This window comes from Pseudoalteromonas sp. PS1M3 (assembly GCF_016865405.1).
Classification (GTDB): Bacteria; Pseudomonadota; Gammaproteobacteria; order Enterobacterales; family Alteromonadaceae; genus Pseudoalteromonas; species Pseudoalteromonas marina.
The window spans coordinates 500,304-526,427 of record NZ_AP022624.1; the positions used below are offsets into that span (position 1 = coordinate 500,304).

Sequence of the window (26,124 nt, forward strand, 5' to 3'; positions counted from 1 at the left end):
TGACAACGTGGTTACTTGTGATATCCCAAGCAGGTTTCTACTTCGTTTTTAGATCCTAAAATAACCGCTACACGCTGGTGGATAGCGTCTGGCTGAATATCCATAATACGTTCAGAGCCTGTTGAGGCAATGCCGCCGGCTTGTTCTACTAGCATAGCCATTGGGTTTGCTTCGTAAAGTAGGCGCAGTTTATTGGGTTTCTTAGGATCTTTAGTATCAGTTGGGTAAGTAAATACACCGCCTCGGCTTAGTACGCGATGAACATCGCCTACCATGGCCGCAATCCAGCGCATATTAAAGTTTTTAGCGCGCGGGCCGGTATCGCCTTCTAACAAATCATTTATGTAATTTTGCATAGCGGGTTGCCAATGACGCTGATTAGACGCATTAATCGCAAACTCGTTTGTATCTGCAGGTATAGTGGCAAAGTCTTCTGTTAGTAAAAAGCTACCTTGGGTTTTATCAAGGGTGAACATACGTGTGCCTTTACCTGTACTAAGCGCCAACATTGTTGATGGGCCGTAAAGTACATAACCTGCTGCAACTTGCTTGTGGCCAGGTTGCATAAAAATACTTTCGTCTGCTGCATCTGAGCCTTCAGGCGCTTCCATAATTGAAAATATAGTCCCTACCAGCGAGTTAATATCGGTGTTTGACGAACCATCAAGTGGGTCAAATGCTACAATATATTTAGCGTCTGGGTTTCCTGCAACGGTGTAGTCTTCTTCTTCAGAGGCAATGGCTTTAACTGTGCCCGACTCCAGTAAAATATCTTTTAATAGCTGATTAGATAATACATCGAGCTTTTTTTGAGTTTCGCCTTGAATGTTTTCATCAAGTGTTGAGCCTAATACGCCTGAAAGTGCGCCTTGGCCAACACGAAAAGATATTTCTTTACATGCCGCTAAAATAGTTCGGATTAATGATAATAGTTCTCTTGGGCAACCGTCTTCTAGCAATACTGGAGGGAGTCTACGCATTCTATTTTCCTGATAACGTGTTAAAACTAATCATAATGTGAGAGAGATTAGTTTAGAGCGCTGAAATTCGTCTTAAATATCTGTATTGTTTAAATACCGCCCTATAATGGGGGAACCTAATCGTACCTAAAACGCCAATAACAAAGATAAGATTATGAAAAAAATACCACTACTAAGTTACATATTCTTTACTGTGTTGTGCTCTATCATAACTCAAGCGCACGCAGCAATTAAGTCAATTGATGAATTTACTACACAAATGAACCACTTTCCGGGGTACTACTCGTTTTATTACGATACCCAAAACGGCAAAGTGTATTTAAAAGTAGATAAGTTTGAGCAGCAGTTTTTATTACAACAAAGTTTGCCATACGGGATTGGGTCAAACGATATTGGGCTTGATCGAGGCCAGCTTGGCAACACGCATTTGGTACAGTTTGAGCGCTTTGGCGATAAAGTTATGCTGCGTGCTGTAAATACTTACTACCGTGCTAATACTAGTAATAAAGCCGAGCAGCAAAGTATCAAAGAGGCATTTGCATCAAGCATATTGGCGGGCTTTAAAGTGGTTGCAGAAGACAAAAGCACGGCACTTATTGACTACACGCCTTATTTATTGAGCGATGTACATGGAGTAAGCCGTACATTAGCTGCGCGTAAGCAGGGTAATTTTAACCTTGATGAATCACGAAGTGCGGTTTACATGGCGCGTTCAAAAGCCTTTGTAAAAAACACCGAACTTGAAGCCGTGCTTACATTTAAAGGCGCAAAGCCGGGTAAGTTTGTACGCCAAGTTAGCGCCGACCCATACACTGTTACCGTACATATGCACCATTCACTTGTTCAATTACCAGATGATAATTACACACCACGTAAATTTAACCCGCAATCGGGCTTTTGGAGCATTGAACACAAAGATTACGCAGCGCCTTTAGGCGAGTCGATGTATGTTCGTTATATACCGCGTCACCGTTTAGCAAAAAAAGATCCGAGCTTACCTATTAGCGAGCCGGTTGAGCCTATTGTTTATTATTTAGATCCCGGTGTACCAGAGCCAGTTAAAAGCGCCTTACTTGAAGGCGGTAAGTGGTGGAATGATGCATTTAGCGCTGCAGGTTATAAAAACGCGTTTATTGTTAAAGTATTACCAACCAATGTTGATCCCATGGATATTCGTTACAACGTAATTCAGTGGGTGCATAGGGCAACACGTGGCTGGTCATACGGAGGCTCAGTTATTGATCCGCGCACCGGTGAAATATTAAAAGGCCATGTGACGTTGGGTTCGCTTCGTGTTCGCCAAGATATTTTAATTGCAGAAGCGCTGGCTGCTCCTTATTTTAAAGGCGATGAAGTTGCTAAAAACTTACACGCTATGGCGCTTGATCGTATTCGCCAGTTAAGCGCCCATGAAATTGGCCATACATTAGGTATTGCCCATAACTTTGCGGCATCAGTAAGTGATAGAGCCTCAGTAATGGATTACCCGCACCCATTATTGAGCTTTAATGAACAAGGCAAGCTTGATGTAACACGAGGCTATGCAACAGGTATGGGCGTATGGGATACGCAGGTAATTAAATACGGTTATAGCGACTTTACCAATCAAGATGAAAGCGCAGAGCTGGCCGCAATTTTAAAAGAGAATAAAGCCAAAGGGCTAGCGTTTATTTCAGATTCTGACGCGCGGGCTAAAGGGGGCGCTCACCCAACGGCTCACTTATGGGATAACGGCGCTAACCCATCAGAAGAGCTTTTACGTGTTTTAGATGTTCGTAAAAAGGCACTTTCGCAATTTGGTATTAATAATATTAAGTCCGGTGTTGCGCTATCTCAGTTAGAAGAAAAGCTTGTACCACTTTATTTATTTCATCGTTTTCAAGTTGAGTCTGTGGTTAAGTTAATTGCAGGTGTAAATTACGAATATGAAACACGCGGTGATGAGCCTGTCCAAGGCGCTCAGGTTGTTGATAAGCAAGTGCAACAAGATGCAGTTAATGCCATATTAGCAACGCTTACAGCCAAAAATTTAGTTATACCTGAATCGGTATTATCGTTAATTCCGCCAAAAGCATATGGTGAGTCTAAATCGCGCGAAAGCGTAGTGGGGCGTACAGGGTTAACACTTGATGGAATGGCTTTACCAGAGGTGGGAGTGCAGCATAGTTTATCGTTGTTGCTTAATCCACAGCGCTTAAATCGTTTAGCTCAACAACAAGCCCGTAATAACCAATTTTACAGTTTAGATGCGTTATTAAAGCAGTTGTATAGCCATGTTTATAATGTATCGTCACCCGACACAATGAAAGGCAAAATAACCCAGCGTATACAGTTTTTAACAGCAAAAACGTTTGCTGACTTAGTGGCAAATAATAATGTAAGCCCAGAGGTACAAGCGCAACTTCGTTATTACTTAGTTAAGTTAAGTGACGACTTTAATCAAAACACGATGCTGAGTAATACAAGCACCGGTGAAAGCGCATTTAAGCAATACCTAGCAGTGCAGGTAAAACACTTTTTAGCTAATGGAGAGTGGCCTAGTAACTTTAAAGTTCTACCTATACCGCCAGGTTCACCCATTTAATTTTTAGGGCGTAAGTTAAACCGCCCTTAGCTTTAAACGCCTTTATAAGCAGCGCTTCGATAGTATCAAGCGCTGTTTTTTCTTGCATAAAATTGGTTTTTTGTTAACCTACTTGCCTTCCATTTTTTGTCTTTTTGAGGTGTATATGGCGTTTTTATCTCGTGCGATTTTATCGCTGTCCATTGCACTTTCAAGTACCGCTGCCTTTGCTCAAAAACCGTGTGATGTTGAACTCAGACATGGTCTAATTATTACCGATGACGTAATACGAATTGTTGATAAAGGCCAAACACGAGTACAAATTAACAACAATACCCAGCTCTTTATTCGTGGCTATTGGGTCGATTTAGGTGAAGATGAAAGCAAAGTACTGGAGCAATTTAGCCAAGGCATTCGCCAAACAGTACCTGAGCTTGTAAATTTAGCCACCGACGGTGTTAATTTAGGGCTGAGTGCTATTGAGCAGGTGGTTGAGGGCATGTCGGATAAAGAGCCTGAAGTACTTAAAACCCAACTGCAATACGTAGAACGCGCGTTGATGGATAAGTTTAAGCGAGGCGACGACTTTTTTTTTATAGCTCCTCAATCACTCTCTCAAATTGATGACTTTTTTACAAAAGAAATAAGCCAAAAAATCCACTCGGCGGTTCATGGCTCGTTAGGTGCCATTTTAGTGTCTTTAGGGGATGCGTTTAAATCGCGTGAAGGCAATATTGAGGATCGCATCAACGATATGGGTCAACGCATGGATATCATCACGAAAGAGATTGATAAGTCATTGCAAAAAAAAGCAGACCAATTAGAGCTAAAAGCATCAGAATATTGCGAATACCTCAACACCTTAGATGTCACCGAATCTCGCTTACAAGCGATTGTACCGGGCATGGCAGACTTTGATTTAGTGCAAATTAAATCGTAAGGGAAAGTGGTTCGTTATTAGACCGCCCTATAGTTTTATCTCATTCTCGGTTAACAAGCGGTATTCGCCTGGCGCTAAGTCTTCATCTAACTTAATACCCGCAATTTGCTCACGGTGTAATTCAACCACTTTGTTATCAACGGCGTAAAGCATGCGCTTTACCTGATGGTACTTTCCTTCACTAATTGATAAGCGTAAACCGTAGTTAGCTAAGCGCTCAGCAATAGCAGGGCGGGTGGCATCTTTTTCATTGTGTAGCATAACGCCTTCGCGTAATTGCTCAAGCGCTTCGTCGGTAATTGGTTCTTGGGTTTCAACTAGGTATGTTTTAAATTTATTACTGCGTGGTGAGGTAATTTTATGTGACCAGTCGCCATCGTTAGTGATAATAACTAAGCCTGTTGTGTCTATATCTAATCGGCCTGCTACGTGAAAGTCACTCATATTTGGCTCATCAAGTAAGTCAAAAACTGTTTTGTGTAAGTCGTCACTATTTGCGCACACATAACCAACAGGCTTATTTAGCATAAAGTAACGTTTACCTAAAAATACTAATGGCTCACCGTTATGTAATACGGCATCTTCTTTTGCTAACTGAAAGTTATGTGCTGTGATCACCTCACCATTTACGCTTACTTCTTTACGCTTAATACTGGCGCGAGCTTGCGTGCGCGGTACTTCTGCTAAGTGGCTAATAAATTTATCTAAACGGCAAGGGAATTTCATTTTGGTTCACATTTTTAGTCGGCTACAATGGGCGCGATTATAGCCGATAGTGAAATACCATGACAGTGCACAGCACACTAATTTTAAACCTGTATAAGGCCAAAGTGGCCTCTGGTGAGCTGACGTACGATGCTGCCCAGCAACGTGCGGTTATGGCATTAAATACATTAAGCCTACAACTTCAGACACCGGTGAAATGGTGGCAAAAAACACCAAATATAAACGGAGTTTATCTGTATGGGCCAGTAGGACGCGGTAAATCTATGTTAATGGATTTATTTTATAACAATGTGCCAGTGGTAAAAAAACAGCGACTTCACTTTCATCATTTTATAGCACATGTTCATAGTCAATTAGCTGAGCTACAAGGCCACGCTAATCCGCTTACATTGATAGCGAAAAAATGGGCTAAAAACATTAAAGTATTATGTTTTGATGAGTTTTTTGTCAGCGACATTGGCGATGCCATGATTATGGCTAGATTGTTTAAAGCGATGTTTGAGCAAGGTTTAGTGCTGGTGGCTACCTCTAATGCAAAACCAGAACAGCTTTATAGCAACGGTCTGCAACGCGCGCGATTTTTACCTACTATCGATTTAATTAACAACCACTGCCATATAGTCAATGTGGCCGGTGAGGAGGATCATCGCTTTAGATATGGTAAAAATAGCCGCCACTATTATATCAACTTACCGAGTGATGATTTTAAAGCTATTTTTGTGCAAGCGTATTCGCAGGTTACTTTTTCAGATGTAATAACGATTCACGGCCGTAAACTTAGCTACCAATTAAAAGCGCCTAGAGCCGTAATTATTGATTTTATGGCTTTATGTTCAGGCCCACGTAGTGCTAACGACTATATGTTTTTAGCATCCCAGTTTGATGTATTGTACGTTAATAATGTGCCTAAAATGGGTGAAACCGCAACGGGTAAAACGATTGTGCATGGAATAGAAGATAGCTACCAGCGGGAAAAGCAAACGCTTGAAGAACACACTTTAGACGACGAGGCTCGGCGCTTTATTGCATTAGTGGATGAATTTTATGACTGTCAAAAATTACTGATCATCAATGCTCAGGTAAATATAGAGCATTTATATGTGGGTAAAAAGCTAAGCTTTGAATATGCGCGAACGCAATCGCGGCTAGTAGAAATGCAAAATTGGTAAAAAACGCGCTTAACGGTTTATGGCTAAGCGCAAATTTAATTACTTTACTTACTGTAGCCATTTGGATTGTTTGACTGCCAGCGCCATGTATCTTGCATCATGGCATCAATTCCGCGTTTAGCTTCCCAGCCCAGCTCATTAAGGGCTTTTTCTGGTGCGGCGTAACATGCAGCAATATCGCCAGGGCGACGAGGTGATACTTGGTATGGTACTGTTTGGTTACTTGCTTTAATAAATGCATTAACCATTTGCAGAACAGAATAGCCATTACCAGTGCCAAGATTATAGACAAGTGCACCCGTATTTGTAGCTATTTTATCAAGCGCTTTTAAGTGGCCAATAGCTAAATCTACAACGTGAATGTAGTCGCGTACGCCTGTGCCATCAATGGTGTCGTAATCATCACCAAATACGGCTAACTGCTTGAGTTTACCCACTGCTACTTGAGCAATGAATGGTAATAAATTGTTAGGAATGCCATTAGGATCTTCACCAATTAGGCCCGATTCGTGAGCACCTACAGGATTAAAATAACGCAAAATAGCAAACGCAAAGCGCTCGTCAGATTTAGCGATATCCTGAAGCATCATTTCTACCATCAATTTTGAGGTACCGTATGGGTTAGTTGTGCCACCAACAGGAAAGTCTTCTTTAATAGGTAAACTTGCCGGGTCACCATAAACGGTGGCAGATGAGCTAAACACTAACTTAAATACGCCCGCATCTCGCATAGCATCAACTAAGGTTAACGTGCCTTGCACATTATTTTGGTAATACTCTACTGGTTTAGCAACCGATTCGCCAACCGACTTTAAGCCTGCAAAATGAATAACGCTGTTAACCGTATGCTTTGCAAATACTGAATCTAAAAAAGCTTTATCGAGTATGTCACCTTGATAAAAAGTTACTTCTTTTCCCGTAATTTGTTTAACGCGAGCCAGAGACTCTTGCGATGAATTTGCTAAATTATCTATAACAACAACATCACTTCCTTGTTGCAAAAGTTCTAAAACGGTATGCGAGCCAATATAGCCTGCGCCACCGGTTACTAAAATAGTCATGAAAGCTCCGTAGGGTTCTTTATTCAGTTGTTTTAATTTCAACATAAAATTGCATAGTTTACATGCTTTATATTTAATTTTTAGTTTGCAAAGAAGATGATTTAACGTAGTTTTAAAAGGTACATCAGATTACATTTTGTTCGTTTATAATTACATTTAACAACTATGATTAAGTTATAGTTAATATATATCTGTTAGGATAATTTAATTAAGGTAAGCAACAAAATCATACCATATACATTGTGTTATGGATTACTTTTTGGAGATAGCTATGAACTCAGTTACAAAAATTTCAATGGCACTGTGTGTTGTATTGCCACTATTTACACATGCTGGCGAGTCTGCAGTTAAGTGGCATGACTTTAAAGACTATCGCGATGTGCGTGCATCAAACCAAACTAAAGCGTCTTACCATAAGCAAATTACGAAGCAGTTTGAAAAACACTTTTCCAAGCTTGCTGAGCAACTGCCAAAAGATTATAAGCTAAATGTCGAAATTACAGATGTTGATTTAGCTGGTGATGTACGTTTCAGTGGCACAAGTGAAATTCGCGTTGTTGAACCTATTTTTTTCCCACGTATTAACCTGAACTATTCGTTAGTTAATAAAGAAGGCGATGTAATAAGTGAAGCAAATGATGTTGAACTCAAAGACATGGGCTTTATGGATAGAATAAGAAGAGGCCGAGAGGAGTCATTTGACCACGAAAAAAGATTACTCACACAGTGGTTTGGCGAACAAGTATTAACAAGTATTGATTGAGTTAACTTGCCGCTTAAGAGCGGCAAGTGATTAACTTTGTTTACTTAAACGTGGCAAGTAAAGTGAGTAACTGTTGTAATTTAATGACGGTCGTTTTTAACTTTTCTTCGTTAAAGCCATCGGTTGATAAACTTTCTACGTCTGCTGCAACGTCTAGTACATAGGGTTTGAAACGCTTTGCTTCAAAGTCAAAACCAGCGTCTTTTCCAAATAAGGCTTTAAATTTACCATGGCCTTGTTGTTGTAATTCGTCTAGTTTTTTGTCGGCATCAAGTGCCTGACGATAAACAATTTTTAAGTTAGCGTTGAGTTGTTCAATTATAGAATCCATGGTTTTCCTAAAGCTTTGTACTGCATGGCCGATATAATACGTGGATTACATTTAAAAGTCAGGTTAGTAATATGAATATATCAGGTTCAAGTTTACCCGTTATGTCAGGGGCTAGCGAAAGTGGTGAAGTTTACAGCGCTTCTTTGGCTAAAAAACAGCAACAGGCAGACGGCGCAGCTGCGCTTGCACTAATTGAAGGTGCTGCGCAATCATCAAGTGCGCAAACACCGGCTAAATCGGTGACTGCAACACTTGGTAATAACATAAACGTATACGTTTAAATGTCGCTCTAAATGACTTTGAGATCGATAGGGGTTTTACTTTTTTGACCGCCTATTTCTCTTACTAATTTAGGCACTAAAAATCCGGGCAGAGCTTTTAAAAGCTCTGCCATTATTTTTATTGCTTGCTCTTCGTTAATATCAAAGTGACTTGCGCCTTCAACTTTATCTAGCAAATACAAATAATACGGCAGCACGTCGGCATCAAATAACGCTTCACTTAAATTTATTTGTGCGTCAACCGTATCGTTCACGTCTTTTAAAATAACCGCTTGGTTTAATAGCATAACGCCTGCATGTTTAAGCTTTTGCATTGCAGCTTTAAACTCACCATCTATTTCGTTGGCGTGATTTATATGGTTTATAAATACAATTTTTAGCGGTGATTTTTGTAAGCGGGCACATAGCTCGTCGGTAATTCTCGCAGGTATTACGACAGGCAAACGGCTGTGTATTCTCATACGTTTTATTTGTGGTAATTTTTCAAGCTCATCTAAAAACCAGCTAATGGCATCGTCTTTGGCCATAAGCGGGTCGCCACCACTTAAGATCACTTCGTTTATATTGGTATCTGATTTTATATAGCAAAGGGCATCTAGCAGGCTTTTTTTATTAAGTTGGTTTTCTTGATACGGAAAATGACGTCTAAAACAATACCGACAATTTACCGCGCAACCGGTTTTAAACATAACTAAAACACGCGATTTATACTTATGTAAAATCCCGGGTTGATCGTTGTCTTGCTCAAGCAAAGGATCTTTATTAAACCCCGATTTTTTTAAAAACTCTTGATGGCGAGGCATAACTTGCAGCAATAGAGGATCGTTTGCATCACCTTTGCGCATTTTTTTTATAAAAGGCACTGGCACCCGTACCGGAAATAAACTGCGAGCTTTTAGGTCGTTTTCATGGACTTGGCTCGATAAACCAACCATTTCAAGCAAGGTTTTTGGACAGGTAACTACATTTGCTAATTCTTTTTGCCAGTTTTTATGCAAATTTGCTTCATTTCTTTGTATCATTGGCACGTAGATTACTCGAAAAATTAAAATAGAGGAAACGATGGCGAATTATAGCACCAACGAGTTCAAGGGCGGCCTAAAAATTATGATGGACGGCGAGCCTTGCAGTATCTTAGAAAATGAAATGGTAAAACCTGGTAAAGGCCAAGCGTTTAACCGTGTTCGTATCCGCAAGCTTATTTCTGGCAAGGTACTTGAAAAAACCTTTAAATCAGGTGAATCGGTTGAAGGTGCTGATGTTATGGATACGGACTTAGCGTATCTTTATACAGACGGTGAATTTTGGCATTTCATGAATAACGAAACATTTGAGCAAATTGCTGCTGACGAGAAAGCATTAGGCGATGCTGGCAAATGGTTAGTTGAAAACGATGTATGTACTATCACACTATGGAATGGCAGCCCAATTGCAGTTACTCCACCAAACTTTGTAGAGCTTGAGATCACTGAAACAGATCCTGGCCTAAAAGGTGATACAGCGGGCACGGGTGGTAAACCAGCAACGCTTAGCACGGGTGCAGTAGTTCGTGTTCCATTATTCGTTCAAATTGGCGAAGTAATTAAAGTAGACACACGCAGTGGTGAGTACGTAGGCCGTGTTAAGTAATATTTAACGTAGCTTAATAATACCAATCCGCAAAGAGCAACACGACCTAAGCGAATTGGTATAAATCCCAGCCTATGCTGGGATTTTTTTTGGAGAAAATATGTCAGCAACACTTTGGGCGCCCAGCGCAAATATAAAAACATTAAAACAACGCGCAGAAATTTTACGCACAATTCGTGAGTTTTTTTACGTACGAGATGTAATGGAAGTAGAAACACCGAGCTTAAGTGCTGCTAGTGTCACTGATGTTCACTTGGCAAGTTTTAATACTTCATTTATGGGCCCTGGGCATGCTGGTGGTTTGCCTCTTTATTTACAAACATCCCCCGAGTTTGCAATGAAACGCTTGTTAGCGGCCGGTTCAGGTTCTATTTTTCAGCTTTGCAAAGCATTTAGAAATGAAGAGGCTGGCAGCCATCATAACCCTGAGTTCACGATGCTTGAGTGGTATCGCCCTGGGTTTGACGAATTTGCATTGATGGATGAAATGGATGAGCTAATGCAGTGTGTACTTAATGTGGAGCCAGCAACGCGTATTACTTATCAGGATGCATTTAAACAAGTATTAGGCCTGGATCCATTGACAGCATCTTTAGATCAACTAAAGGCGCATGCTTGTGAGCACGGCTTTGCTGACATAGCTAAAAACGAAACTCATAAAGATACCTTGCTACAGCTGTTATTTTGTATGAAAGTAGAGCCGAGCATTGGGCAAACTAAACCCTGTTTTGTCTATCACTTTCCTGCCTCACAAGCGGCATTAGCGCAAATTTGTGAACACGATGAGCGAGTCGCTGGTCGTTTTGAACTCTATTATAAAAATATGGAGCTTGCGAATGGCTTTAACGAGCTAACCAACGCAACAGAACAAGCTAAACGCTTTGATGAAGATAACCAGTATCGTGAAGCGCACGGTTTAAAACAAGTTCCGATGGATTCGCGCTTAATTGCTGCATTGGAACACGGTTTACCGCAATGTTCAGGTGTAGCATTGGGGATTGATAGGCTGGTAATGCTAGCAACTAACAAAGACAAAATTAAAGATGTAATTGCCTTTGATGTAGATAGAGCCTGATACTTGCCCTGTAAGCGCACAGCTTGCTGGCGCGTTAAAGCAAGGTTTTGAAAGGTTGTTTGATTATATCGATTGTACTTAAATTAAAGTCATTAGAGGCGTTGCTTCTCACGTGAGCAAGCTTGATGTCTTAAATAAAAACACCGCGCTTTAATTAAGCGCGGTGTTTTCTAATCTTTAACTGACAACTTACAGCTCTAACGTAAATGTTATACCTGCTACTCTTGGCTCACCTAATTGTGTGTAGGTATGCGTTTCGTAGCCATCAAGTGGGTCGTTCCCGAACTCAAAGCCACGCGTCGGCACAGCTTCATCAAACACGTTGCGTGCCCATGCACGAACTGACCACATGTCAGCGTCGTAACCAAAGCTTAAGTTAACTAAGTTGCTGTTAGGCGCTTTAGAGTTATGGCTGTCTGAGAAATAGTAATCGTCTTTCCCTTCAATACCCACCATGGCATAAAAAGCGTTGGTAAAATTGTAGCGTGCAGTAAATGCATATTGGTACTTAGGCGATTGTGCTTGTTCACGGCCATCTTGGTTTAAACCAGATTGCGTTACAAAGTTATCTATTTCTGTGTCTAAGTAACCAGCGCTACCGGTTAATAATAGGTTGTCGGTGAGTCGGTAGTTACCTTCAATTTCAAGGCCGTAGTTACTACCAGAGCTTGCGTTATCAACGTAGCCTGTAAACTGCTGGCCTTCAACTTGCCATGCTTTTAACTGTATGTCGTCGCGGTGCATATAAAATGCCGCTAGGCGAAGTGTTAAAGCGTCATCGAGTGATGATCCTTTAACGCCAAACTCACCGCTCCATAAGTATTCAGGGTCGAAGCTGGTGTGTTGTTGAAAAAAGTTAGCGTCTAGGTTTAAGCCTTCATCTTTTGCTTTTGCAAGCGCTTCAGAGTTAATACCACCGGCTTTGTAACCGCGCGTAATACTTGCGTAGATCATAGTGCGATCTATTACTTGATACTCAAGCGCGACTTTACCACCGAGCATAACATCGTCGGTTTCTTGTATAAAACCGTTACTGTCGGTGTAATCACCTTGGTATTGCTCAACACGTAGGCCTGTTATTAAAGTGGTTTTTGGGCCAATAGGGGTTGCTACTTGACCATACAATGCAATATTGCTGGTTTCATAAGTAGAGGCAAATGGGCTTGCAAGCCATGTGTATTGGCGCTCTAAATCAACATCGCGGTTTTGATAATAAAGACCCGCAACCCAGTTATCGGTTTTATCGTTAAACTGTAAGTTAGCTGATTGATCATCGCGATCGCGATTGTAAATATCAGTAGAGCTGTAACCCCAAGGGTGTAAGCCTGCAGCACAAAGTTGCGGCTCGTTAATATCATTACAAACCCAGTCTTCATCGTAGCTATAAAGTAACTCGCTATCGATTGCTGAAACATTAAGGCTTACATCAAATTTATCGAAACCCGTGTAAGTGTTAGCAATACCTACCGCGTAACTTTTTTGGTTATCTTGACCTGGTTCATCCGCAACGCTGTCGCGGCTGTTGTCGAGCGTAAAGGCATCGTAACCATTGTTTATATCAATATAATGAAAATTTAACTCAGTGTTTAGGTTTTCAGTAAGCTGAGAGTTTAACTTAAAGCGTGCAACTTGCTCGTCTTGATTTTGTGTTGACTCGTTCAGGTATAAGTTGTCTACGTAGCCGTCAGATTTTCTGCGAAAGTAACTAACACGAGCCGTTGTATCGTCGGTCAAACCAGTGCTTGCTGCAAGGCCTGTTTCATGGCTGTTGTATGTGCCAGCACCTAAGTGCAGTTTTAAACTCGGATCGCTAGTTGCTTTAGCTGATTGCATTTGGATCATACCGGCCATGCCATCTGCACCAAAGCGTGTTCCTTGTGGTCCACGGTAAATTTCTACTTGGTCAATATCAAATAATAATGAACTGCCACCAAGGCCGGAGTAGTTAATGCCGTCAATAACTAAACCAACCGAAGGGTTAATAGGGTCAACAAATTGTGAGCGTAAACCCACGCCGCGAATTTGTATAAAACGCCCACGAGACGCACCCGCAGTGAAGTTTACGTTAGCGGCACTGCCTAATATTTCGTCTAAGTAACTTGCACCACGTAGGCTTATTTCTTCTTCACTGAGTAAACTTGCACTGGCACTTAAAGTTTGAATAGTTTCTCGTTGAAAGTCACCGGTGACCACTATTTTTTCTATGTCGCTATCATCAGCATTAGCTGAAAAAGGGGCACTCATTAGCGGCAAAAGTGCGGTAGTGATTAAAGACAAACGTAAGTTCATTTTGTTACTTAACTCCATTTTAGGGGCTTATGCTGGGGTCTGTTGACCTTTTAGTATTAATCTTAAAAGACAAACTGACCCTAGTAATTATTTTTATACCTGTGTTATAACGCAGCGATTATACGTAAAAAAACTAGGATTACTAATATGACTTTTAAAGTTGATTTTAAAGTACGTCATTACGAATGCGATTTACAAGGGATCGTTAATAACAGTGTTTATTTTAATTATTTAGAACATGCCCGCCATGAATTCCTATTTTCGAACGGTGTTGACTTTGCATTACTTGCTAAGCAAAAAGTTAATTTAGTTGTGATTCGTAGTGAAGTTGATTACAAGCACTCATTGGTGCCAGAAGATGAGTTTTATGTGTCTGTAAAGCCCGTTCGTCTAAGTCGATTAAAGTTTGCGTTTGAGCAAACTATTGTACGTAAACACGACCAGCAAGTGATGCTTAAAGCAAAAGTAATAGGTACTGCGGTGAACGAAAAAGGGCGTCCTTTTTTACCACCCGAAATGCAAACCCTATTCAACAATAATGATTTAAGCTAACTCATATTCTATAAATAACGTTTTATGAACAAAAAATTACATTTAAAACATGCAAATTTAACGGATAAATCGCATAAATATTGTTATTATGACATTAATTAGACAATGAGTTAGTAGCAGTATGAAATTAGCAGCAATACCGATGCTTTTAATCGGTTTATGTGTTGGTTGCGCATCAACAGGGACCGTTACCAGTGAGCAGCTAAAGTACACACAATGGCAGTTATCGACAATTGATGATTTAGCCTTAGAGGAACAATACACGGCCTCCGTTAGCTTTATAGAAGCGCTTCAAGTAAATGGATTTGCAGGATGTAACCGATTTTTTGGTGAGGGTGAACTTAACGAAAGTAGCCTTAGTGTGCAAAAAGTTGGAATGACCCGAAAATCTTGCGGCGAAAAAACAGATAAGTTTGAACAGCAGTTTTTAAAAACGTTAAAGCAAGGTGCAACGCTTAGCATGCAAGGTCAAAAATTAGTTATGCAAGGCGAGCAAAAGTTTGTATTTGTTGCTAAATAAATTTTAGAGTTTTAAAAAATGCCCCCTTGCGGGTCTTTTTTAACTGGCGTACACTCAACGCAGATTTAATGAGATTGTTTATTAAATCAACGAACAATTTATATACTTGTCGGAGTGCCTAAGTATGTTGCTTAGGCTGAGATCGCGAAAGCGGGATCCGTGAACCTGATCAGGTTAATACCTGCGTAGGGAACAAGCTGCCTTAAACGGGACGCTTGTGCGTCTTTTTTTATGCGTGCAATAAAGCGATACCCATTTTTATAGGCTGCAAAGTGGCATGAAGCTACTTTACGATCTTTCTCTATTCCTTTTGGAATATCTGACAAGACAACCCTTTAGTTATGAGGTAAGTCATGTCAAACACCACAAATAAATCATCGCGTCGCGAAACGCGCGCAGCTGCATCTGAATATATTTATAATTTAACAGGGCAGCCATTTCCAAATTCTCAAAAAGTGTACGTTGAAGGTAGCCAGCCAGGCGTGCGTGTGGGTATGCGCGAAATAACACTCAGTGATACGTTTATTGGTGGCACCGACGAAAATCCGGTGTATGAATCTAATGAGCCCCTTCGTGTTTACGATACATCGGGCCCGTACACTGACCCAAATTTTGAATTAGATGTACGCAAAGGGTTACCAAAATTTCGTGAGCAATGGATTGCAGGGCGCAACGATACAGAAGTACTCGATTCGGTCACCTCGCAGTTTGCACAGCAGCGTATGGCTGATGATGGACTTGATCATATTCGATTTGATCACCTACCAAAAATTCGCCGTGGTAAAGCGGGCAAAAATGTCACACAAATGCATTACGCTCGCCAAGGTATTGTAACGCCAGAGATGGAATACGTTGCAGTGCGAGAAAATATGGGGCGTGCAAAGATTCGCGAAGAGTTATTAGCTGCGCAGCATAAGGGCGAGTCATTTGGCGCGAGTATTCCCGATTTTATAACCCCTGAATTTGTACGTGACGAAATAGCGCGTGGCCGCGCAATTTTACCTAACAATATCAATCATCCAGAAACCGAACCAATGATTGTTGGCCGTAACTTTTTGGTTAAAGTGAACGCTAATATAGGTAATTCATCGGTCACTTCATCTATTGAAGAAGAAGTAGAAAAAATGGTGTGGTCGACTCGTTGGGGCGCCGATACCGTAATGGATTTATCAACAGGGCGCTATATTCATGAAACACGTGAGTGGGTAGTACGTAACTCGCCTGTACCCATTGGTACTGTGCCCATTTATCAGGCCCTTGAAAAAGTAAACGGTGTAGCTGAAGACTTAACGTGGGAAATATTCCGCGATACCTTAATTGAACAAGCAGAGCAGGGCGTTGACTACTTTACTATTCATGCCGGTGTGCTTTTGCGCTACGTACCTATGACGGCAAAACGTGTTACAGGTATTGTATCGCGCGGTGGCTCTATTATGGCCAAATGGTGTTTAGCGCACCATAAAGAGAACTTTTTATACACGCACTTTGAAGATATTTGTGAAATTTTAAAACAATACGATGTGTGTTTTTCATTAGGCGATGGCCTTCGCCCAGGCTCTATTGCTGATGCTAACGATGAAGCACAATTTAGTGAGTTACGTACATTAGGCGAGCTAACACAAATAGCATGGAAGCATGACGTACAAGTATTTATTGAAGGGCCAGGGCATGTGCCAATGCATATGATCAAAGCTAATATGGATGAGCAACTAGAACATTGTGGCGAAGCGCCATTTTATACTCTAGGCCCACTAACAACCGATATTGCACCAGGGTACGACCACATTACATCGGGTATTGGAGCGGCGCAAATAGCGTGGTATGGCTGTGCTATGTTGTGTTATGTAACGCCAAAAGAGCATTTAGGCTTGCCCAATAAAGAAGACGTCAAAGAAGGTTTAATTACCTACAAAATTGCAGCGCATGCCGCCGATTTAGCTAAAGGACACCCAGGCGCGCAAGAGCGCGATAATGCCTTGTCAAAAGCGCGTTTTGAGTTTAGATGGCATGACCAATTTAATATTGGTTTAGACCCTGAACGTGCCCGCGAATATCACGACGAAACACTGCCACAAGAGTCGGGCAAAGTAGCTCATTTTTGCTCTATGTGTGGCCCTAAATTTTGCTCTATGAAAATCAGCCAAGAAGTACGCGATTACGCTAACGATTTAGAGGAGCGTGGTATTGATCCCAATAACGCGGGTGAGGCTATTGAAATTAAAATGATTGATGTAGAAGCGCAAATGAAAGCTAAATCAGAGGAGTTTAAGCAAACGGGCTCTGAAATTTATCACAAAGCGATATAACTCGACCTTAGGCTGCGGATATCTATCTACGTGCAATGAGGTGGCTACCTTAGCACAAGATTGCATGTAGTTTGTGACTCGCGGCCAGCCAATGAAGGATTTTTTATGCAGTACCATATTGCCATTGTTGGATTTGGTTTAGCAGGAAGGCTTGCTGCACTTGAGCTAAGTAAGCAGCACAATGTGAGTGTGTTTGAGGCCGATGATGAACATGCTCTCAATAGCGCAGGCAAAGTTGCAGCAGCTATGCTTGCGCCATTGGCTGAGTCGGTATTGTGTGAAGCCGATTTAGCGCAAATGGGATTGGATTCGATTAATCGCTGGCCACAAATAATAGAAGAGCTTGAACACAATGTGTTTTTTCAGCAGCAAGGCACATTAGTGGTTGCACATCAACAAGATAAAGGCGACCTACAAAGCTTTACCCAGCGAATAAAACCCATAGCTGGGCACAATGCTGAGGCTTTAAATACTCAGAAAATAGCGCAGTTAGAGCCAGAACTTGCGAATCGTTTTAGCCAAGGTGTGTTTTTACCCTGTGAAGGGCAAATAGATAATCAAGCCTTTTATAAAGCAAGCTATAGCATGCTTAACAGGCGAAAAGTAAAGTTTGTGTTTAATCAGCGGGTAACTATTAAAAATGGTGAAATTAATAATCGCCCGTTTGATTTTATTATTGATTGCAGAGGGCTTGGCGCAAAAAAGGATCAACTGCTTCGTGGTGTAAGAGGTGAGGTTGCGCGACTTTATGCACCAGAAGTTAATTTAACGCGCCCAGTGCGATTAATGCATCCGCGGTATCCTATTTATATTGCACCAAAACCTAATAATGAATATGTCATTGGTGCAACTGAAATTGAATCGCAAGACAGCGGCCCAGCAACTGTTCGTTCAACACTAGAACTATTGTCGGCAGCTTACACTGTGCATAGTGGGTTTGCAGAAGGGCGTTTATTAGGGGTTCAAACAGGGCTCCGCCCTGCGTTTAGTGACAACAGACCGCAAGTAAAAAAATCAGGAAATGTTATTAGCATTAATGGCTTGTATCGTCATGGCTATATGTTAGCCCCTGTTCTTGTTGCACAAGCGCTATCGTACATAGGTGAGTATTAAATGAAGATTACGTTAAACGGTGAGCTTTTAGATTTAACCTCTCATGCGTTACTTGAGATATTAAAAGAGTATGGAGCAATTGCCCCTTATGCGGTGGCTGTTAATGGCGTATTTATACCAAAAAGTCAGCATAACGGTTTTGTTATAAATGAAGGGGATAGCATTGAATTGTTATCGCCCATTCAAGGTGGGTAGGCGCATGCAAGTAAAAGACACGTTAAATATTTATGGTGAAGCAATTAATAGCCGATTACTAATTGGCACTGCTTTGTATCCATCGCCAGATATTATGACGCAATCAATTGAAGCATCCGGAGCGGGGGTTGTCACGGTATCACTAAGGCGCCAGCAAAGTGCAGAAGCAGGTGATGACTTTTGGCAATTGATAAAAAATACGGGTTTAAAAATATTGCCCAATACGGCCGGATGCCACAGTGTAAAAGAAGCGGTAACCCTTGCTCAAATGTGTCGTGAAGTATTTGCTACCGATTGGATTAAGCTTGAGCTGATAGGTGATGACTATAACTTGCAACCTGATCCATTTGCTTTGCTTGAAGCCACAGAAATACTAATTAACGATGGGTTTAAAGTACTGCCTTATTGCACCGATGATTTAGTGCTTTGTCAGCGTTTAAATGACCTAGGATGCGAAGTGCTTATGCCATGGGGGGCACCAATAGGTACAGGAAAAGGCTTGTTAAATAGTTACAATTTAAAAACGATTCGTGAGCGCTTACCAAATACAACACTTATTGTGGATGCAGGGTTAGGTCTACCGTCGCATGCCTGCCAAGCGCTTGAATTAGGGTATGATGCTGTATTATTAAATTCAGCCATTGCTGGGGCGGGTTGCCCAATAACTATGAGCCGTGCATTTAAGGCGGCGGTTGAGGCAGGGCGTTTTGCGTATAACGCTAAAGCAATGCCCGAAAAAGACCTCGCAGCACCCTCAACTCCTACAATGGGCATGCCGTTTTGGCATCAGCAGTAAGGAAATAAAATATATGAATAACGTAGTGTGGACAATTGCCGGATCTGATTCTGGCGGTGGCGCAGGTATTCAAGCCGATATAAAGGCGATGCAAAGTTTTGGTGTACATGGCTGTACCGCAATTACTGCGCTTACGGCGCAAAATAGTTTAGGTGTAGAAGCTATTAATGCGGTGTCTACCGATATTATTGAATCACAGCTTTTGGCACTTGAAAAAGACATGAAGGCCAAAGTAATTAAAATTGGCATGTTAGCAAATGTGCAGCAAATTCAATTAATCAGTGAACACATAAGCCACTACAAAGCTAAATGGCCAGTTCCACCAGTGATTGTTTACGACCCCGTTGCTATTGCCTCAAGCGGTGATGTATTAACCGAAGAAGATACCGTAAGCGCTATTAAAGAGTGCTTATTGCCGCTGGTGGATGTAATAACACCTAACACTCACGAGACTCAATTATTAACCGGCGTATATTTAATTGGCCCAAGCGCCGTTAAAGAGGCAGCAAATAAGTTGCTAAGTTGGGGAGCAAAGTCAGTGGTTATTAAAGGTGGGCATTGGGATTTCCCTAGTGGTTACTGTATTGACTACTGCATACAAAATAATGAAGAATATTGGCTAGGTAATAAAAAAATTCAAACCCCACACAACCATGGTACGGGGTGCAGTATGGCGTCGGTTATTGCAGCGTGTTTAGCAAAAGATTACCCACTAAAAGATGCCTTTATTTTAGCCAAAGCTTATATAAACCAAGGTTTAAAGCAGTCGGTTAGATACGGTGAAGGAATAGGGCCTGTAGCGCAAACATCATTTCCTACACATTTAGATGACTATCCTCAAGTTATAGAGCCAGGTAGCTGGCTTGGTGATGAACTTGATTTTGATGTGCCGCTTGAGTTTAATATGGCCGCTGATTTTGCACCCTGTGAAAGTAAACAATTAGGCTTGTACGCGGTTGTTGATAGTATTGACTGGCTAGAAAAGTGCTTACAGCAAGGGATCAAAACAGCGCAATTACGTGTTAAAAATAAAACGGATACTGAGCTTGATGAACTCATAAAACAGGCTGTTGAACTGGGTAATAAGTACCGCGCGCATGTATTTATAAATGACTACTGGAAGTTAGCAATAAAGCACGGTGCTTATGGCGTGCATTTAGGCCAAGAAGACTTAGACATTGCTAATTTAGCCGCCATTAAAGAGGCGGGTTTAAGGCTTGGGCTTTCGACTCATGGTTTTTATGAAATGCTGCGTGCGCATAATTACCGACCAAGTTACATGGCATTTGGCGCTATTTATCCTACCACGACCAAAGATATGACAGGGCAAATACAAGGGCTCGATAAACTTAAAAAGTGTGTGCCATTAATGCAAAGTTACCCAACGGTTGCCATTGGCGGAATTGATTTAACCCGCGCAAATGAAGTTGCTAATACCGGCGTCGGTAGTGTTGCAGTAGTACGTGCAATTAGCGAAGCGGGTGATTATATTGCAGCTATTAGTGCGCTTCAAAGTGCTATAAACCAGCCAAATGGATAAGCTCAGCGATAAAGAAACCCTGCGTTATAGCCGCCACTTATTATTAAAAGAAGTGGGGCTTGAAGGGCAGTTAGCACTAAAGTCTGCCACTGTTGCTGTAGTCGGTGCAGGTGGTTTAGGCAGTCCTGCACTTTTGTATTTAGCGGCGGCAGGTATTGGAACGCTTATTTTAATAGACGATGATGCCGTTGAGCTTTCAAACCTACAACGCCAAGTGCTTTATAAAGTTAATCATTTAGGGCAAAGCAAGGTAGCGGCCGCTGGTAAAGTGTTAACGAGCCTCAATAATCAAATACACATAGTGACGCACAGTAAAAAGCTTGATGAGGAGAATTGCGCTGAGCTTTTAAGCAATGCCGATGTAGTACTTGATTGCTCAGATAATTTTACCACGCGCTATGCAGTTAACCGGTATTGCTTAGCGAATAAAACGCGTTTAATAGCTGGCGCTGCTATCGCGACAAGCGGGCAGTTAATGGGCTTTGATTTTACACAGACTCAAAGCCCTTGCTACGGCTGTATATTTCCAAAAACGAGTGAAGCACCCGCTATTAATTGTAGTAATGCGGGGGTAATAAGCCCTTTATTAGGGATTGTTGGTTCTATGCAGGCACAACTTACGCTTAATTTTTTACTCGGGCATGTTGAGGGGAGTGCATTTATTACCTTTGATGCGCTGAGTTTAAAGCAGCAACATTTTAAAGTAGTTAAAGATTTAAACTGTAAAGAGTGTGGTGGATAAAATAAGAGGTAATTCGCGGGGCTAAACTTGGGATTAAGCCATGAGAAGCTGCGCTTCTAACATGAGCAAGCTCTTCGTCTACCAATAAAAAAGCACCGCATTTGTCATAAACGCGGTGCTTTTAATCTTTAACTAAAAACTAAAAACTTATAGCTCTTCACTTCCTTTAATTTTTGCAAACGCAGTCCCTAAGCGAGTAACCACTTCTGGTAGTTGATCGTCTAGTATGTTTGCTTTATTAGCACCCCATGCAAGCACTACCGTTGAGCCTAATTTAAAGCGACCCATCTCCTCGCCTTTCTTAAGTGTGATTGCGTTTTCACCGCTGGTCGGGTAATTCCAACTAAATACATCACTACCTGCTGGTGGAGTAACAGTACCGGCCCAAACAGTTTCTATGCTAGCGACAATAGTTGCGCCTACCAATACCATAGCGAGTGGACCTACTTCCGTTTCAAAAATAGCCACTACACGCTCGTTACGCGCAAATAAGTTGGGAACATTCTGCGCTGTAAGCGGATTTACCGAAAATAAATCGCCCGGTACGTAAATCATTTTGCTTAATGTGCCATCAATAGGCATATGAATACGGTGGTAATCTTTCGGTGCTAAATAAATAGTTGCAAATTTACCACCTAAAAACGCAGTAGTATCGTCCTCAGACCCACCCAGAAGTGCCTGCAAGCTATAGTCGTGGCCTTTGGCTTGAATAAGCTGCCCATCAACTATGTCGCCTAGCTGGCTAATTGCACCATCTACTGGATGAATTATTGTATCAGCGTCTTCAACCATTGGACGAACGCCGTCTTTGAGTGGACGAGTAAAAAACTCGTTAAATGTTTTGTAATGAGACGGGTCTGAATATTTAGCCTCACTCATATCTATTTTATATTGCTTGATAAACAGTTTAATAAGCGTTGTTGTTAACGCACCGGCTTTTGCAGCTGCTAATTTACCCACAACGCGCGAAATAAAGTGTTTTGGCATTGCGTACTGCATTGCGATTTTAAATTTGTCTAAGCTCACGGTATTTTTCCTTAATTATACACGCGGCGCACGAGCGCCGGCACGGCCATCGGCCATTGATTCTAAAATTCGGTGGTAGCTGTCAAAGCGTAGTTGCGAAATGTCGCCATTGGCTACGGCTTCTTTAATTATACAGCCCGGGTCATTTAAGTGTTTGCAGTCTCTAAAGCGGCATCCACCTATAAATTCTCTAAATTCTTTAAAGCACCAAGTTACACGCTCAACGTCTAAATGCCACAACCCAAATTCACGAATACCCGGCGAGTCAATTAAGTTACCGCCAGTGGGTAAGTGATGAAGGCGAGATACCGTTGTGGTATGTTGGCCTAAGCCACTGTTCTCTGATACCTCTTTCGTTAATATTTCGGCATTTGGCAGTACAGTATTTACTAGGGTTGATTTACCCACGCCACTTTGACCTACAAAAATATTATTTTTACCAACAAGCATGTCTTTAAGCTCATCAATTCCTTCTCCGGTTATATTGCTGACAAGCAGTACGCGATAATTTAATTTGCGATAAATATCGAGCACGTTTTGAATATCTTTAAGGCCGGCTTCGTCGATTAAGTCGATTTTGTTGAGGATTAAAATAGGCTCAATACCCATGTCTTCACAGGCAATTAAATAGCGATCAATAATGCTAGGGGTAAACTCAGGTAATACAGCAGAAACCATAAGTATTTGATCAATATTTGCAGCAATTACTTTTACCCCATCGTAAAAATCGGGGCGAGTAAGTTGCGAGCGACGCTCTTGTGTTGCTTCAATAACTCCGGCTAAATCGCCTTCACTTACTTTAGCGCGACGAAATAGCACTTCGTCGCCACATACTAAATTAGATACAGTTCGGCGTATATTACAGCGAAGCACGTCTCCATTTTGCGTTTCAACATCAGCGTGCTGGCCAAATCGACTGATTACAATGGCGCTTTCAACCTGACCTAAATTATCTGCCTGCCACTCTTGGGCACCTTTTTTAGCTGGTTTTGAACCTGCGCTGTTAATACGCTTTTGATGATTGGCCTTGATCTGACGCGATTGGCCTTTACTTAATTTTTTCTGTTTTGCCACGTTTGGCCTATAACCTTGTTTAAATGTCGGCTCTGAGCATAATACCAATTCGCAATAATACTTAACCGAGTTGGTATAAAAAAAGCTTTAGCTCGACGGTTGATGCTAATATGATATATCGAAATGCGTTGGATCTAAAGAAAAGCACCGTTTAAGGTAATTATGACTATTAATAAATCAAACTTAATTTGGCTCGATCTGGAAATGACCGGACTTGAACCTGCGACCGATAAAATACTTGAAATTGCAACTGTTGTCACTGATGCAGACCTTAATATATTAGCCGAGGGGCCAACTATTGCTATTCATCAAAGCGATGAATTACTTAATGGTATGGATGAGTGGTGTACTACTCAGCACGGTAAATCAGGCTTAACTGCGCGTTGTAAAGCAAGTACGTTTGATGAAGAGTATGCGGTAGCGCAAACATTAGAGTTTTTAAAGCAATGGGTGCCAGCAGGTGAATCCCCAATGTGCGGTAACTCAATTGGGCAAGACAGACGCTTTATGAATAAATATATGCGTGAACTCGAAGATTTTTTCCATTACCGCAACCTTGATGTAAGTACGATTAAAGAACTTGCTAGACGTTGGAAACCAGAAGTGCTCGCTCAAGTGAATAAAAAAGGCTCTCACCTTGCCTTAGACGACATTAAAGATTCGATTATGGAATTGAAGGTATACAGAGAAAAATTCTTTAATTTGTAAAAAACACTTGCAAACACATCGTATTATTGTAGAATCCTGCCCCGCTCAAGACGATAACCCCCGCGGGGTTAGTGCGCTTGAGCAAGCGATTATGCGGCACTAGCTCAGTTGCCGGAATGTTGAACGCGACGTGTCGCGCACCAACGGACAAATTACTGACTAACCATAATGCGGCACTAGCTCAGTTGGTAGAGCGCGACCTTGCCAAGGTCGAGGTCACGAGTTCGAGCCTCGTGTGCCGCTCCAATTTCTCACCAAAGAAATTGGAGTTAAAATATAGAAATGCGGTACTAGCTCAGTTGGTAGAGCGCGACCTTGCCAAGGTCGAGGTCACGAGTTCGAGCCTCGTGTACCGCTCCAATTTCTAACCAAAAATGTGGTACTAGCTCAGTTGCTAGAGTGTTGAACGCGACCTGTCGCGCACCAACGTAAAATAACTAAAGAAGTAAAAATGCGGTACTAGCTCAGTTGGTAGAGCGCGACCTTGCCAAGGTCGAGGTCACGAGTTCGAGCCTCGTGTACCGCTCCAATATTTTTATCCCTTCAAAATACCTACATTAAAAAGCATAATTCAAACCTTTATTACCTAATTTTTCCTATTTGTAATATTCAGCATTCAGGCTTTGATTATTTGACGTTATCACTTTTGCGCAGAGCCAGCTTTTCATTAATAAAGCGATATTTTAACCTGAGGTCGTATAGTTGAAGCAAGAGGGGGGGGTACTTTTGACTGAGATGTTTTGAAGTTTCAGTTAAAACAGCTCACCTTGAATAGTTGCTATAATGCGCCTTGCGCCACCAACATCTCGGTGCTCGCCTAAATAAAGACCCTGCCAAGTTCCTAAAGCTAAGTATCCATTTGAAATTGGAATACTTAACTCACAACCAAGTGTGCTGGTTTTTATGTGGGCAGGCATATCGTCGTCGCCTTCATAATCATGACGATAATAAGGCTGTCGCTCAGGTACAAATATATTGAAGTGACTTTCCATATCCATACGCACAGTAGGATCGGCATTTTCGTTAATCGTTAGACTTGCTGATGTGTGTTGAATAAATAAATGCAGTAAGCCTACTTTGTAGTGGGCAATTTCGGGGAGTTGGTTTAAAACGTCATCATCAATTAAGTGAAAACCCCGAGAGCGAGGTTTTAGTGAAATTGTTTTTTGTTGCCAACTCATAGTGTATCGAAACTAACTTCTATATTGGCTGTGCCAGCGTCGCTACTAAATGGCATTATGATTTTTTTGCCTTGGCTTTTATGTGTTATTGTATGGCCCGCACCTGAAACAACAATAGGTGTAGCCATATCAAAATCAAACCCTTTTTCGCCTAACAGGTTTTTTGCACCACCGGTTACCATATTAGTGATTTCACCCACCATGTCTGTGACTTCTTCATTAATAGTGTCTGGGCGCTCGCCAAGCATACGTTCCATAATTGTAAGAGCTAGGCTTTCGTCAAATGTGATTGAGAACGACCCACGCGTTTGCGGGCCAACCATACCAATTAAACCAGATACATCGCCACAGGCGACTTCATCAGTTTTAATGCGCGGTTTACCAGGTTTCAACTGTGTTTGTGCCATGGTGCTTAACACGTTGATTAATGATGATAAAAAAGGATTGATAAACTCTACATTCATACTGAATACTCTTAAATTTGTGCTATTGAATGGCTACAACTTACTAGGGCGTGTTGATCTTTGTGGTATGAAAAACAAACAGCATGAAGATAAGGTATAA

At 41.5% G+C, this 26,124-nt stretch carries 26 protein-coding genes, 3 tRNA genes and 1 riboswitch; of the genes, 19 read left to right on the forward strand and 10 right to left on the reverse strand.

Features of this window, described 5'->3' with window-relative positions; all coding sequences use genetic code 11:
• Positions 1-11: 11 nt before the first annotated feature.
• The gene (locus PS1M3_RS02290) at positions 12-980 is read right to left on the reverse strand and encodes a class 1 fructose-bisphosphatase (RefSeq protein ID WP_008130217.1); all 969 of its coding nucleotides are present in this window, start codon (positions 978-980) and stop codon (positions 12-14) included.
• 154 nt (positions 981-1,134) lie between these two features.
• Here PS1M3_RS02290 and PS1M3_RS02295 point away from each other — a divergent pair, with 154 nt between their 5' ends.
• Together PS1M3_RS02295 and PS1M3_RS02300 are read left to right on the forward strand one after the other, a co-directional pair.
• Complete coding sequence (locus tag PS1M3_RS02295; RefSeq protein WP_203986098.1) at positions 1,135-3,564, forward strand: zinc-dependent metalloprotease; 2,430 nt, start codon at positions 1,135-1,137, stop codon at positions 3,562-3,564.
• Between the two features lie 145 nt (positions 3,565-3,709).
• Positions 3,710-4,483, forward strand: a complete 774-nt coding sequence (locus tag PS1M3_RS02300; RefSeq protein WP_006792053.1) for a YggN family protein — start codon at positions 3,710-3,712, stop codon at positions 4,481-4,483.
• Positions 4,484-4,510: 27 nt separating this feature from the next.
• On the opposite strand, the gene rsuA is transcribed toward PS1M3_RS02300, so the two are convergent.
• Complete coding sequence (gene rsuA, locus PS1M3_RS02305; protein WP_203986100.1) at positions 4,511-5,209, reverse strand: 16S rRNA pseudouridine(516) synthase RsuA; 699 nt, start codon at positions 5,207-5,209, stop codon at positions 4,511-4,513.
• Positions 5,210-5,268: 59 nt separating this feature from the next.
• Between rsuA and zapE the strand changes: the two genes are divergently transcribed.
• Positions 5,269-6,378, forward strand: coding sequence for a cell division protein ZapE (zapE, locus tag PS1M3_RS02310; RefSeq protein WP_203986102.1), 1,110 nt, complete (start codon positions 5,269-5,271; stop codon positions 6,376-6,378).
• A gap of 44 nt (positions 6,379-6,422) precedes the next feature.
• Here zapE and galE read toward each other — a convergent pair whose 3' ends face one another.
• The gene (galE, locus tag PS1M3_RS02315; protein ID WP_203986104.1) at positions 6,423-7,439 is read right to left on the reverse strand and encodes a UDP-glucose 4-epimerase GalE; all 1,017 of its coding nucleotides are present in this window, start codon (positions 7,437-7,439) and stop codon (positions 6,423-6,425) included.
• A gap of 271 nt (positions 7,440-7,710) precedes the next feature.
• On the opposite strand from galE, the gene PS1M3_RS02320 reads away from it, so the two are divergent.
• Positions 7,711-8,202 carry a DUF3016 domain-containing protein gene (locus PS1M3_RS02320; protein ID WP_006792057.1) on the forward strand — a complete coding sequence of 164 codons (492 nt, stop codon included), beginning with the start codon at positions 7,711-7,713 and terminating at the stop codon, positions 8,200-8,202.
• 40 nt (positions 8,203-8,242) lie between these two features.
• Here PS1M3_RS02320 and PS1M3_RS02325 read toward each other — a convergent pair whose 3' ends face one another.
• On the reverse strand, positions 8,243-8,533 hold the full coding sequence (locus PS1M3_RS02325; RefSeq protein ID WP_008130233.1) for a hypothetical protein: 291 nt from the start codon (positions 8,531-8,533) through the stop codon (positions 8,243-8,245).
• 71 nt (positions 8,534-8,604) lie between these two features.
• Between PS1M3_RS02325 and PS1M3_RS02330 the strand changes: the two genes are divergently transcribed.
• The gene (locus PS1M3_RS02330; protein WP_006792059.1) at positions 8,605-8,814 is read left to right on the forward strand and encodes a hypothetical protein; all 210 of its coding nucleotides are present in this window, start codon (positions 8,605-8,607) and stop codon (positions 8,812-8,814) included.
• An 8-nt stretch (positions 8,815-8,822) separates the two neighbouring features.
• Here PS1M3_RS02330 and epmB read toward each other — a convergent pair whose 3' ends face one another.
• On the reverse strand, positions 8,823-9,836 hold the full coding sequence (gene epmB / locus PS1M3_RS02335; RefSeq protein ID WP_203986106.1) for an EF-P beta-lysylation protein EpmB: 1,014 nt from the start codon (positions 9,834-9,836) through the stop codon (positions 8,823-8,825).
• 40 nt (positions 9,837-9,876) lie between these two features.
• On the opposite strand from epmB, the gene efp reads away from it, so the two are divergent.
• Entirely contained in the window at positions 9,877-10,443 is a 567-nt protein-coding gene (efp, locus tag PS1M3_RS02340) for an elongation factor P (protein ID WP_006792061.1), read from the forward strand.
• A 100-nt stretch (positions 10,444-10,543) separates the two neighbouring features.
• On the forward strand, positions 10,544-11,518 hold the full coding sequence (gene epmA, locus PS1M3_RS02345; RefSeq protein ID WP_203986108.1) for an elongation factor P--(R)-beta-lysine ligase: 975 nt from the start codon (positions 10,544-10,546) through the stop codon (positions 11,516-11,518).
• Between the two features lie 189 nt (positions 11,519-11,707).
• On the opposite strand, the gene PS1M3_RS02350 is transcribed toward epmA, so the two are convergent.
• Complete coding sequence (locus PS1M3_RS02350) at positions 11,708-13,807, reverse strand: TonB-dependent receptor (RefSeq protein ID WP_008130239.1); 2,100 nt, start codon at positions 13,805-13,807, stop codon at positions 11,708-11,710.
• A 147-nt stretch (positions 13,808-13,954) separates the two neighbouring features.
• Between PS1M3_RS02350 and PS1M3_RS02355 the strand changes: the two genes are divergently transcribed.
• The 8 genes from PS1M3_RS02355 (at position 13,955) to PS1M3_RS02390 (ending at position 21,571) form a co-directional block, all read left to right on the forward strand.
• Positions 13,955-14,359 carry a thioesterase family protein gene (locus PS1M3_RS02355; protein ID WP_008130241.1) on the forward strand — a complete coding sequence of 135 codons (405 nt, stop codon included), beginning with the start codon at positions 13,955-13,957 and terminating at the stop codon, positions 14,357-14,359.
• A gap of 121 nt (positions 14,360-14,480) precedes the next feature.
• Complete coding sequence (locus PS1M3_RS02360) at positions 14,481-14,879, forward strand: META domain-containing protein (protein WP_033025531.1); 399 nt, start codon at positions 14,481-14,483, stop codon at positions 14,877-14,879.
• A gap of 100 nt (positions 14,880-14,979) precedes the next feature.
• Positions 14,980-15,088: riboswitch (TPP riboswitch) on the forward strand.
• A gap of 144 nt (positions 15,089-15,232) precedes the next feature.
• Entirely contained in the window at positions 15,233-17,185 is a 1,953-nt protein-coding gene (gene thiC, locus PS1M3_RS02365) for a phosphomethylpyrimidine synthase ThiC (protein ID WP_008130246.1), read from the forward strand.
• 105 nt (positions 17,186-17,290) lie between these two features.
• Positions 17,291-18,298: an FAD-dependent oxidoreductase gene (locus PS1M3_RS02370; protein ID WP_203986111.1), complete on the forward strand. Its 1,008-nt coding sequence runs from the start codon at positions 17,291-17,293 to the stop codon at positions 18,296-18,298.
• Positions 18,299-18,493, forward strand: a complete 195-nt coding sequence (gene thiS / locus PS1M3_RS02375) for a sulfur carrier protein ThiS (protein ID WP_006792068.1) — start codon at positions 18,299-18,301, stop codon at positions 18,491-18,493.
• Between the two features lie 4 nt (positions 18,494-18,497).
• Positions 18,498-19,289: a thiazole synthase gene (locus PS1M3_RS02380; protein ID WP_039036358.1), complete on the forward strand. Its 792-nt coding sequence runs from the start codon at positions 18,498-18,500 to the stop codon at positions 19,287-19,289.
• Between the two features lie 13 nt (positions 19,290-19,302).
• The gene (thiE, locus tag PS1M3_RS02385) at positions 19,303-20,829 is read left to right on the forward strand and encodes a thiamine phosphate synthase (protein WP_203986115.1); all 1,527 of its coding nucleotides are present in this window, start codon (positions 19,303-19,305) and stop codon (positions 20,827-20,829) included.
• A complete protein-coding gene (locus tag PS1M3_RS02390) occupies positions 20,822-21,571 on the forward strand; it encodes a HesA/MoeB/ThiF family protein (protein WP_008130255.1) in 750 nt (249 codons plus the stop codon). The genes thiE and PS1M3_RS02390 overlap by 8 nt, the downstream gene beginning before the upstream one ends.
• Positions 21,572-21,718: 147 nt before the next feature.
• Here the strand turns inward: PS1M3_RS02390 and asd are convergent, their stop codons facing one another.
• Positions 21,719-22,597, reverse strand: a complete 879-nt coding sequence (gene asd, locus PS1M3_RS02395) for an archaetidylserine decarboxylase (RefSeq protein ID WP_008130259.1) — start codon at positions 22,595-22,597, stop codon at positions 21,719-21,721.
• 15 nt (positions 22,598-22,612) lie between these two features.
• On the reverse strand, positions 22,613-23,671 hold the full coding sequence (gene rsgA / locus PS1M3_RS02400) for a small ribosomal subunit biogenesis GTPase RsgA (RefSeq protein WP_203986117.1): 1,059 nt from the start codon (positions 23,669-23,671) through the stop codon (positions 22,613-22,615).
• A gap of 162 nt (positions 23,672-23,833) precedes the next feature.
• On the opposite strand from rsgA, the gene orn reads away from it, so the two are divergent.
• From orn to PS1M3_RS02420, 4 genes are all read left to right on the forward strand, one after another.
• A complete protein-coding gene (gene orn / locus PS1M3_RS02405) occupies positions 23,834-24,379 on the forward strand; it encodes an oligoribonuclease (RefSeq protein ID WP_203986120.1) in 546 nt (181 codons plus the stop codon).
• 170 nt (positions 24,380-24,549) lie between these two features.
• Positions 24,550-24,625, forward strand: a tRNA-Gly gene (locus tag PS1M3_RS02410).
• Between the two features lie 38 nt (positions 24,626-24,663).
• A tRNA-Gly gene (locus tag PS1M3_RS02415) sits at positions 24,664-24,739 on the forward strand.
• Between the two features lie 93 nt (positions 24,740-24,832).
• Positions 24,833-24,908: transfer RNA gene (locus tag PS1M3_RS02420), tRNA-Gly, on the forward strand.
• 223 nt (positions 24,909-25,131) lie between these two features.
• Here the strand turns inward: PS1M3_RS02420 and PS1M3_RS02425 are convergent.
• Both PS1M3_RS02425 and PS1M3_RS02430 read right to left on the reverse strand, forming a co-directional pair.
• Positions 25,132-25,560 (reverse strand): secondary thiamine-phosphate synthase enzyme YjbQ, encoded by a 429-nt coding sequence (locus PS1M3_RS02425; protein ID WP_203986123.1) that lies wholly within the window; start codon positions 25,558-25,560, stop codon positions 25,132-25,134.
• The gene (locus PS1M3_RS02430; RefSeq protein ID WP_006792077.1) at positions 25,557-26,024 is read right to left on the reverse strand and encodes a chemotaxis protein CheX; all 468 of its coding nucleotides are present in this window, start codon (positions 26,022-26,024) and stop codon (positions 25,557-25,559) included. Before PS1M3_RS02430 ends, PS1M3_RS02425 begins: the two co-directional genes overlap by 4 nt.
• Between the last annotated feature and the right edge of the window lie 100 nt (positions 26,025-26,124).

What these genes read in the sequence shown, in the direction of transcription:
- PS1M3_RS02290 (WP_008130217.1), bottom strand. Translation starts at nt 980, where the DNA reads ATGCGTAGACTCCCTCCAGTATTGCTAGAAGACGGTTGCCCAAGAGAA.
- PS1M3_RS02295 (WP_203986098.1), top strand. Translation starts at nt 1,135, where the DNA reads ATGAAAAAAATACCACTACTAAGTTACATATTCTTTACTGTGTTGTGC.
- PS1M3_RS02300 (WP_006792053.1), top strand. Translation starts at nt 3,710, where the DNA reads ATGGCGTTTTTATCTCGTGCGATTTTATCGCTGTCCATTGCACTTTCA.
- rsuA (WP_203986100.1), bottom strand. Translation starts at nt 5,209, where the DNA reads ATGAAATTCCCTTGCCGTTTAGATAAATTTATTAGCCACTTAGCAGAA.
- zapE (WP_203986102.1), top strand. Translation starts at nt 5,269, where the DNA reads ATGACAGTGCACAGCACACTAATTTTAAACCTGTATAAGGCCAAAGTG.
- galE (WP_203986104.1), bottom strand. Translation starts at nt 7,439, where the DNA reads ATGACTATTTTAGTAACCGGTGGCGCAGGCTATATTGGCTCGCATACC.
- PS1M3_RS02320 (WP_006792057.1), top strand. Translation starts at nt 7,711, where the DNA reads ATGAACTCAGTTACAAAAATTTCAATGGCACTGTGTGTTGTATTGCCA.
- PS1M3_RS02325 (WP_008130233.1), bottom strand. Translation starts at nt 8,533, where the DNA reads ATGGATTCTATAATTGAACAACTCAACGCTAACTTAAAAATTGTTTAT.
- PS1M3_RS02330 (WP_006792059.1), top strand. Translation starts at nt 8,605, where the DNA reads ATGAATATATCAGGTTCAAGTTTACCCGTTATGTCAGGGGCTAGCGAA.
- epmB (WP_203986106.1), bottom strand. Translation starts at nt 9,836, where the DNA reads ATGATACAAAGAAATGAAGCAAATTTGCATAAAAACTGGCAAAAAGAA.
- efp (WP_006792061.1), top strand. Translation starts at nt 9,877, where the DNA reads ATGGCGAATTATAGCACCAACGAGTTCAAGGGCGGCCTAAAAATTATG.
- epmA (WP_203986108.1), top strand. Translation starts at nt 10,544, where the DNA reads ATGTCAGCAACACTTTGGGCGCCCAGCGCAAATATAAAAACATTAAAA.
- PS1M3_RS02350 (WP_008130239.1), bottom strand. Translation starts at nt 13,807, where the DNA reads ATGAACTTACGTTTGTCTTTAATCACTACCGCACTTTTGCCGCTAATG.
- PS1M3_RS02355 (WP_008130241.1), top strand. Translation starts at nt 13,955, where the DNA reads ATGACTTTTAAAGTTGATTTTAAAGTACGTCATTACGAATGCGATTTA.
- PS1M3_RS02360 (WP_033025531.1), top strand. Translation starts at nt 14,481, where the DNA reads ATGAAATTAGCAGCAATACCGATGCTTTTAATCGGTTTATGTGTTGGT.
- thiC (WP_008130246.1), top strand. Translation starts at nt 15,233, where the DNA reads ATGTCAAACACCACAAATAAATCATCGCGTCGCGAAACGCGCGCAGCT.
- PS1M3_RS02370 (WP_203986111.1), top strand. Translation starts at nt 17,291, where the DNA reads ATGCAGTACCATATTGCCATTGTTGGATTTGGTTTAGCAGGAAGGCTT.
- thiS (WP_006792068.1), top strand. Translation starts at nt 18,299, where the DNA reads ATGAAGATTACGTTAAACGGTGAGCTTTTAGATTTAACCTCTCATGCG.
- PS1M3_RS02380 (WP_039036358.1), top strand. Translation starts at nt 18,498, where the DNA reads ATGCAAGTAAAAGACACGTTAAATATTTATGGTGAAGCAATTAATAGC.
- thiE (WP_203986115.1), top strand. Translation starts at nt 19,303, where the DNA reads ATGAATAACGTAGTGTGGACAATTGCCGGATCTGATTCTGGCGGTGGC.
- PS1M3_RS02390 (WP_008130255.1), top strand. Translation starts at nt 20,822, where the DNA reads ATGGATAAGCTCAGCGATAAAGAAACCCTGCGTTATAGCCGCCACTTA.
- orn (WP_203986120.1), top strand. Translation starts at nt 23,834, where the DNA reads ATGACTATTAATAAATCAAACTTAATTTGGCTCGATCTGGAAATGACC.
- PS1M3_RS02425 (WP_203986123.1), bottom strand. Translation starts at nt 25,560, where the DNA reads ATGAGTTGGCAACAAAAAACAATTTCACTAAAACCTCGCTCTCGGGGT.
- PS1M3_RS02430 (WP_006792077.1), bottom strand. Translation starts at nt 26,024, where the DNA reads ATGAATGTAGAGTTTATCAATCCTTTTTTATCATCATTAATCAACGTG.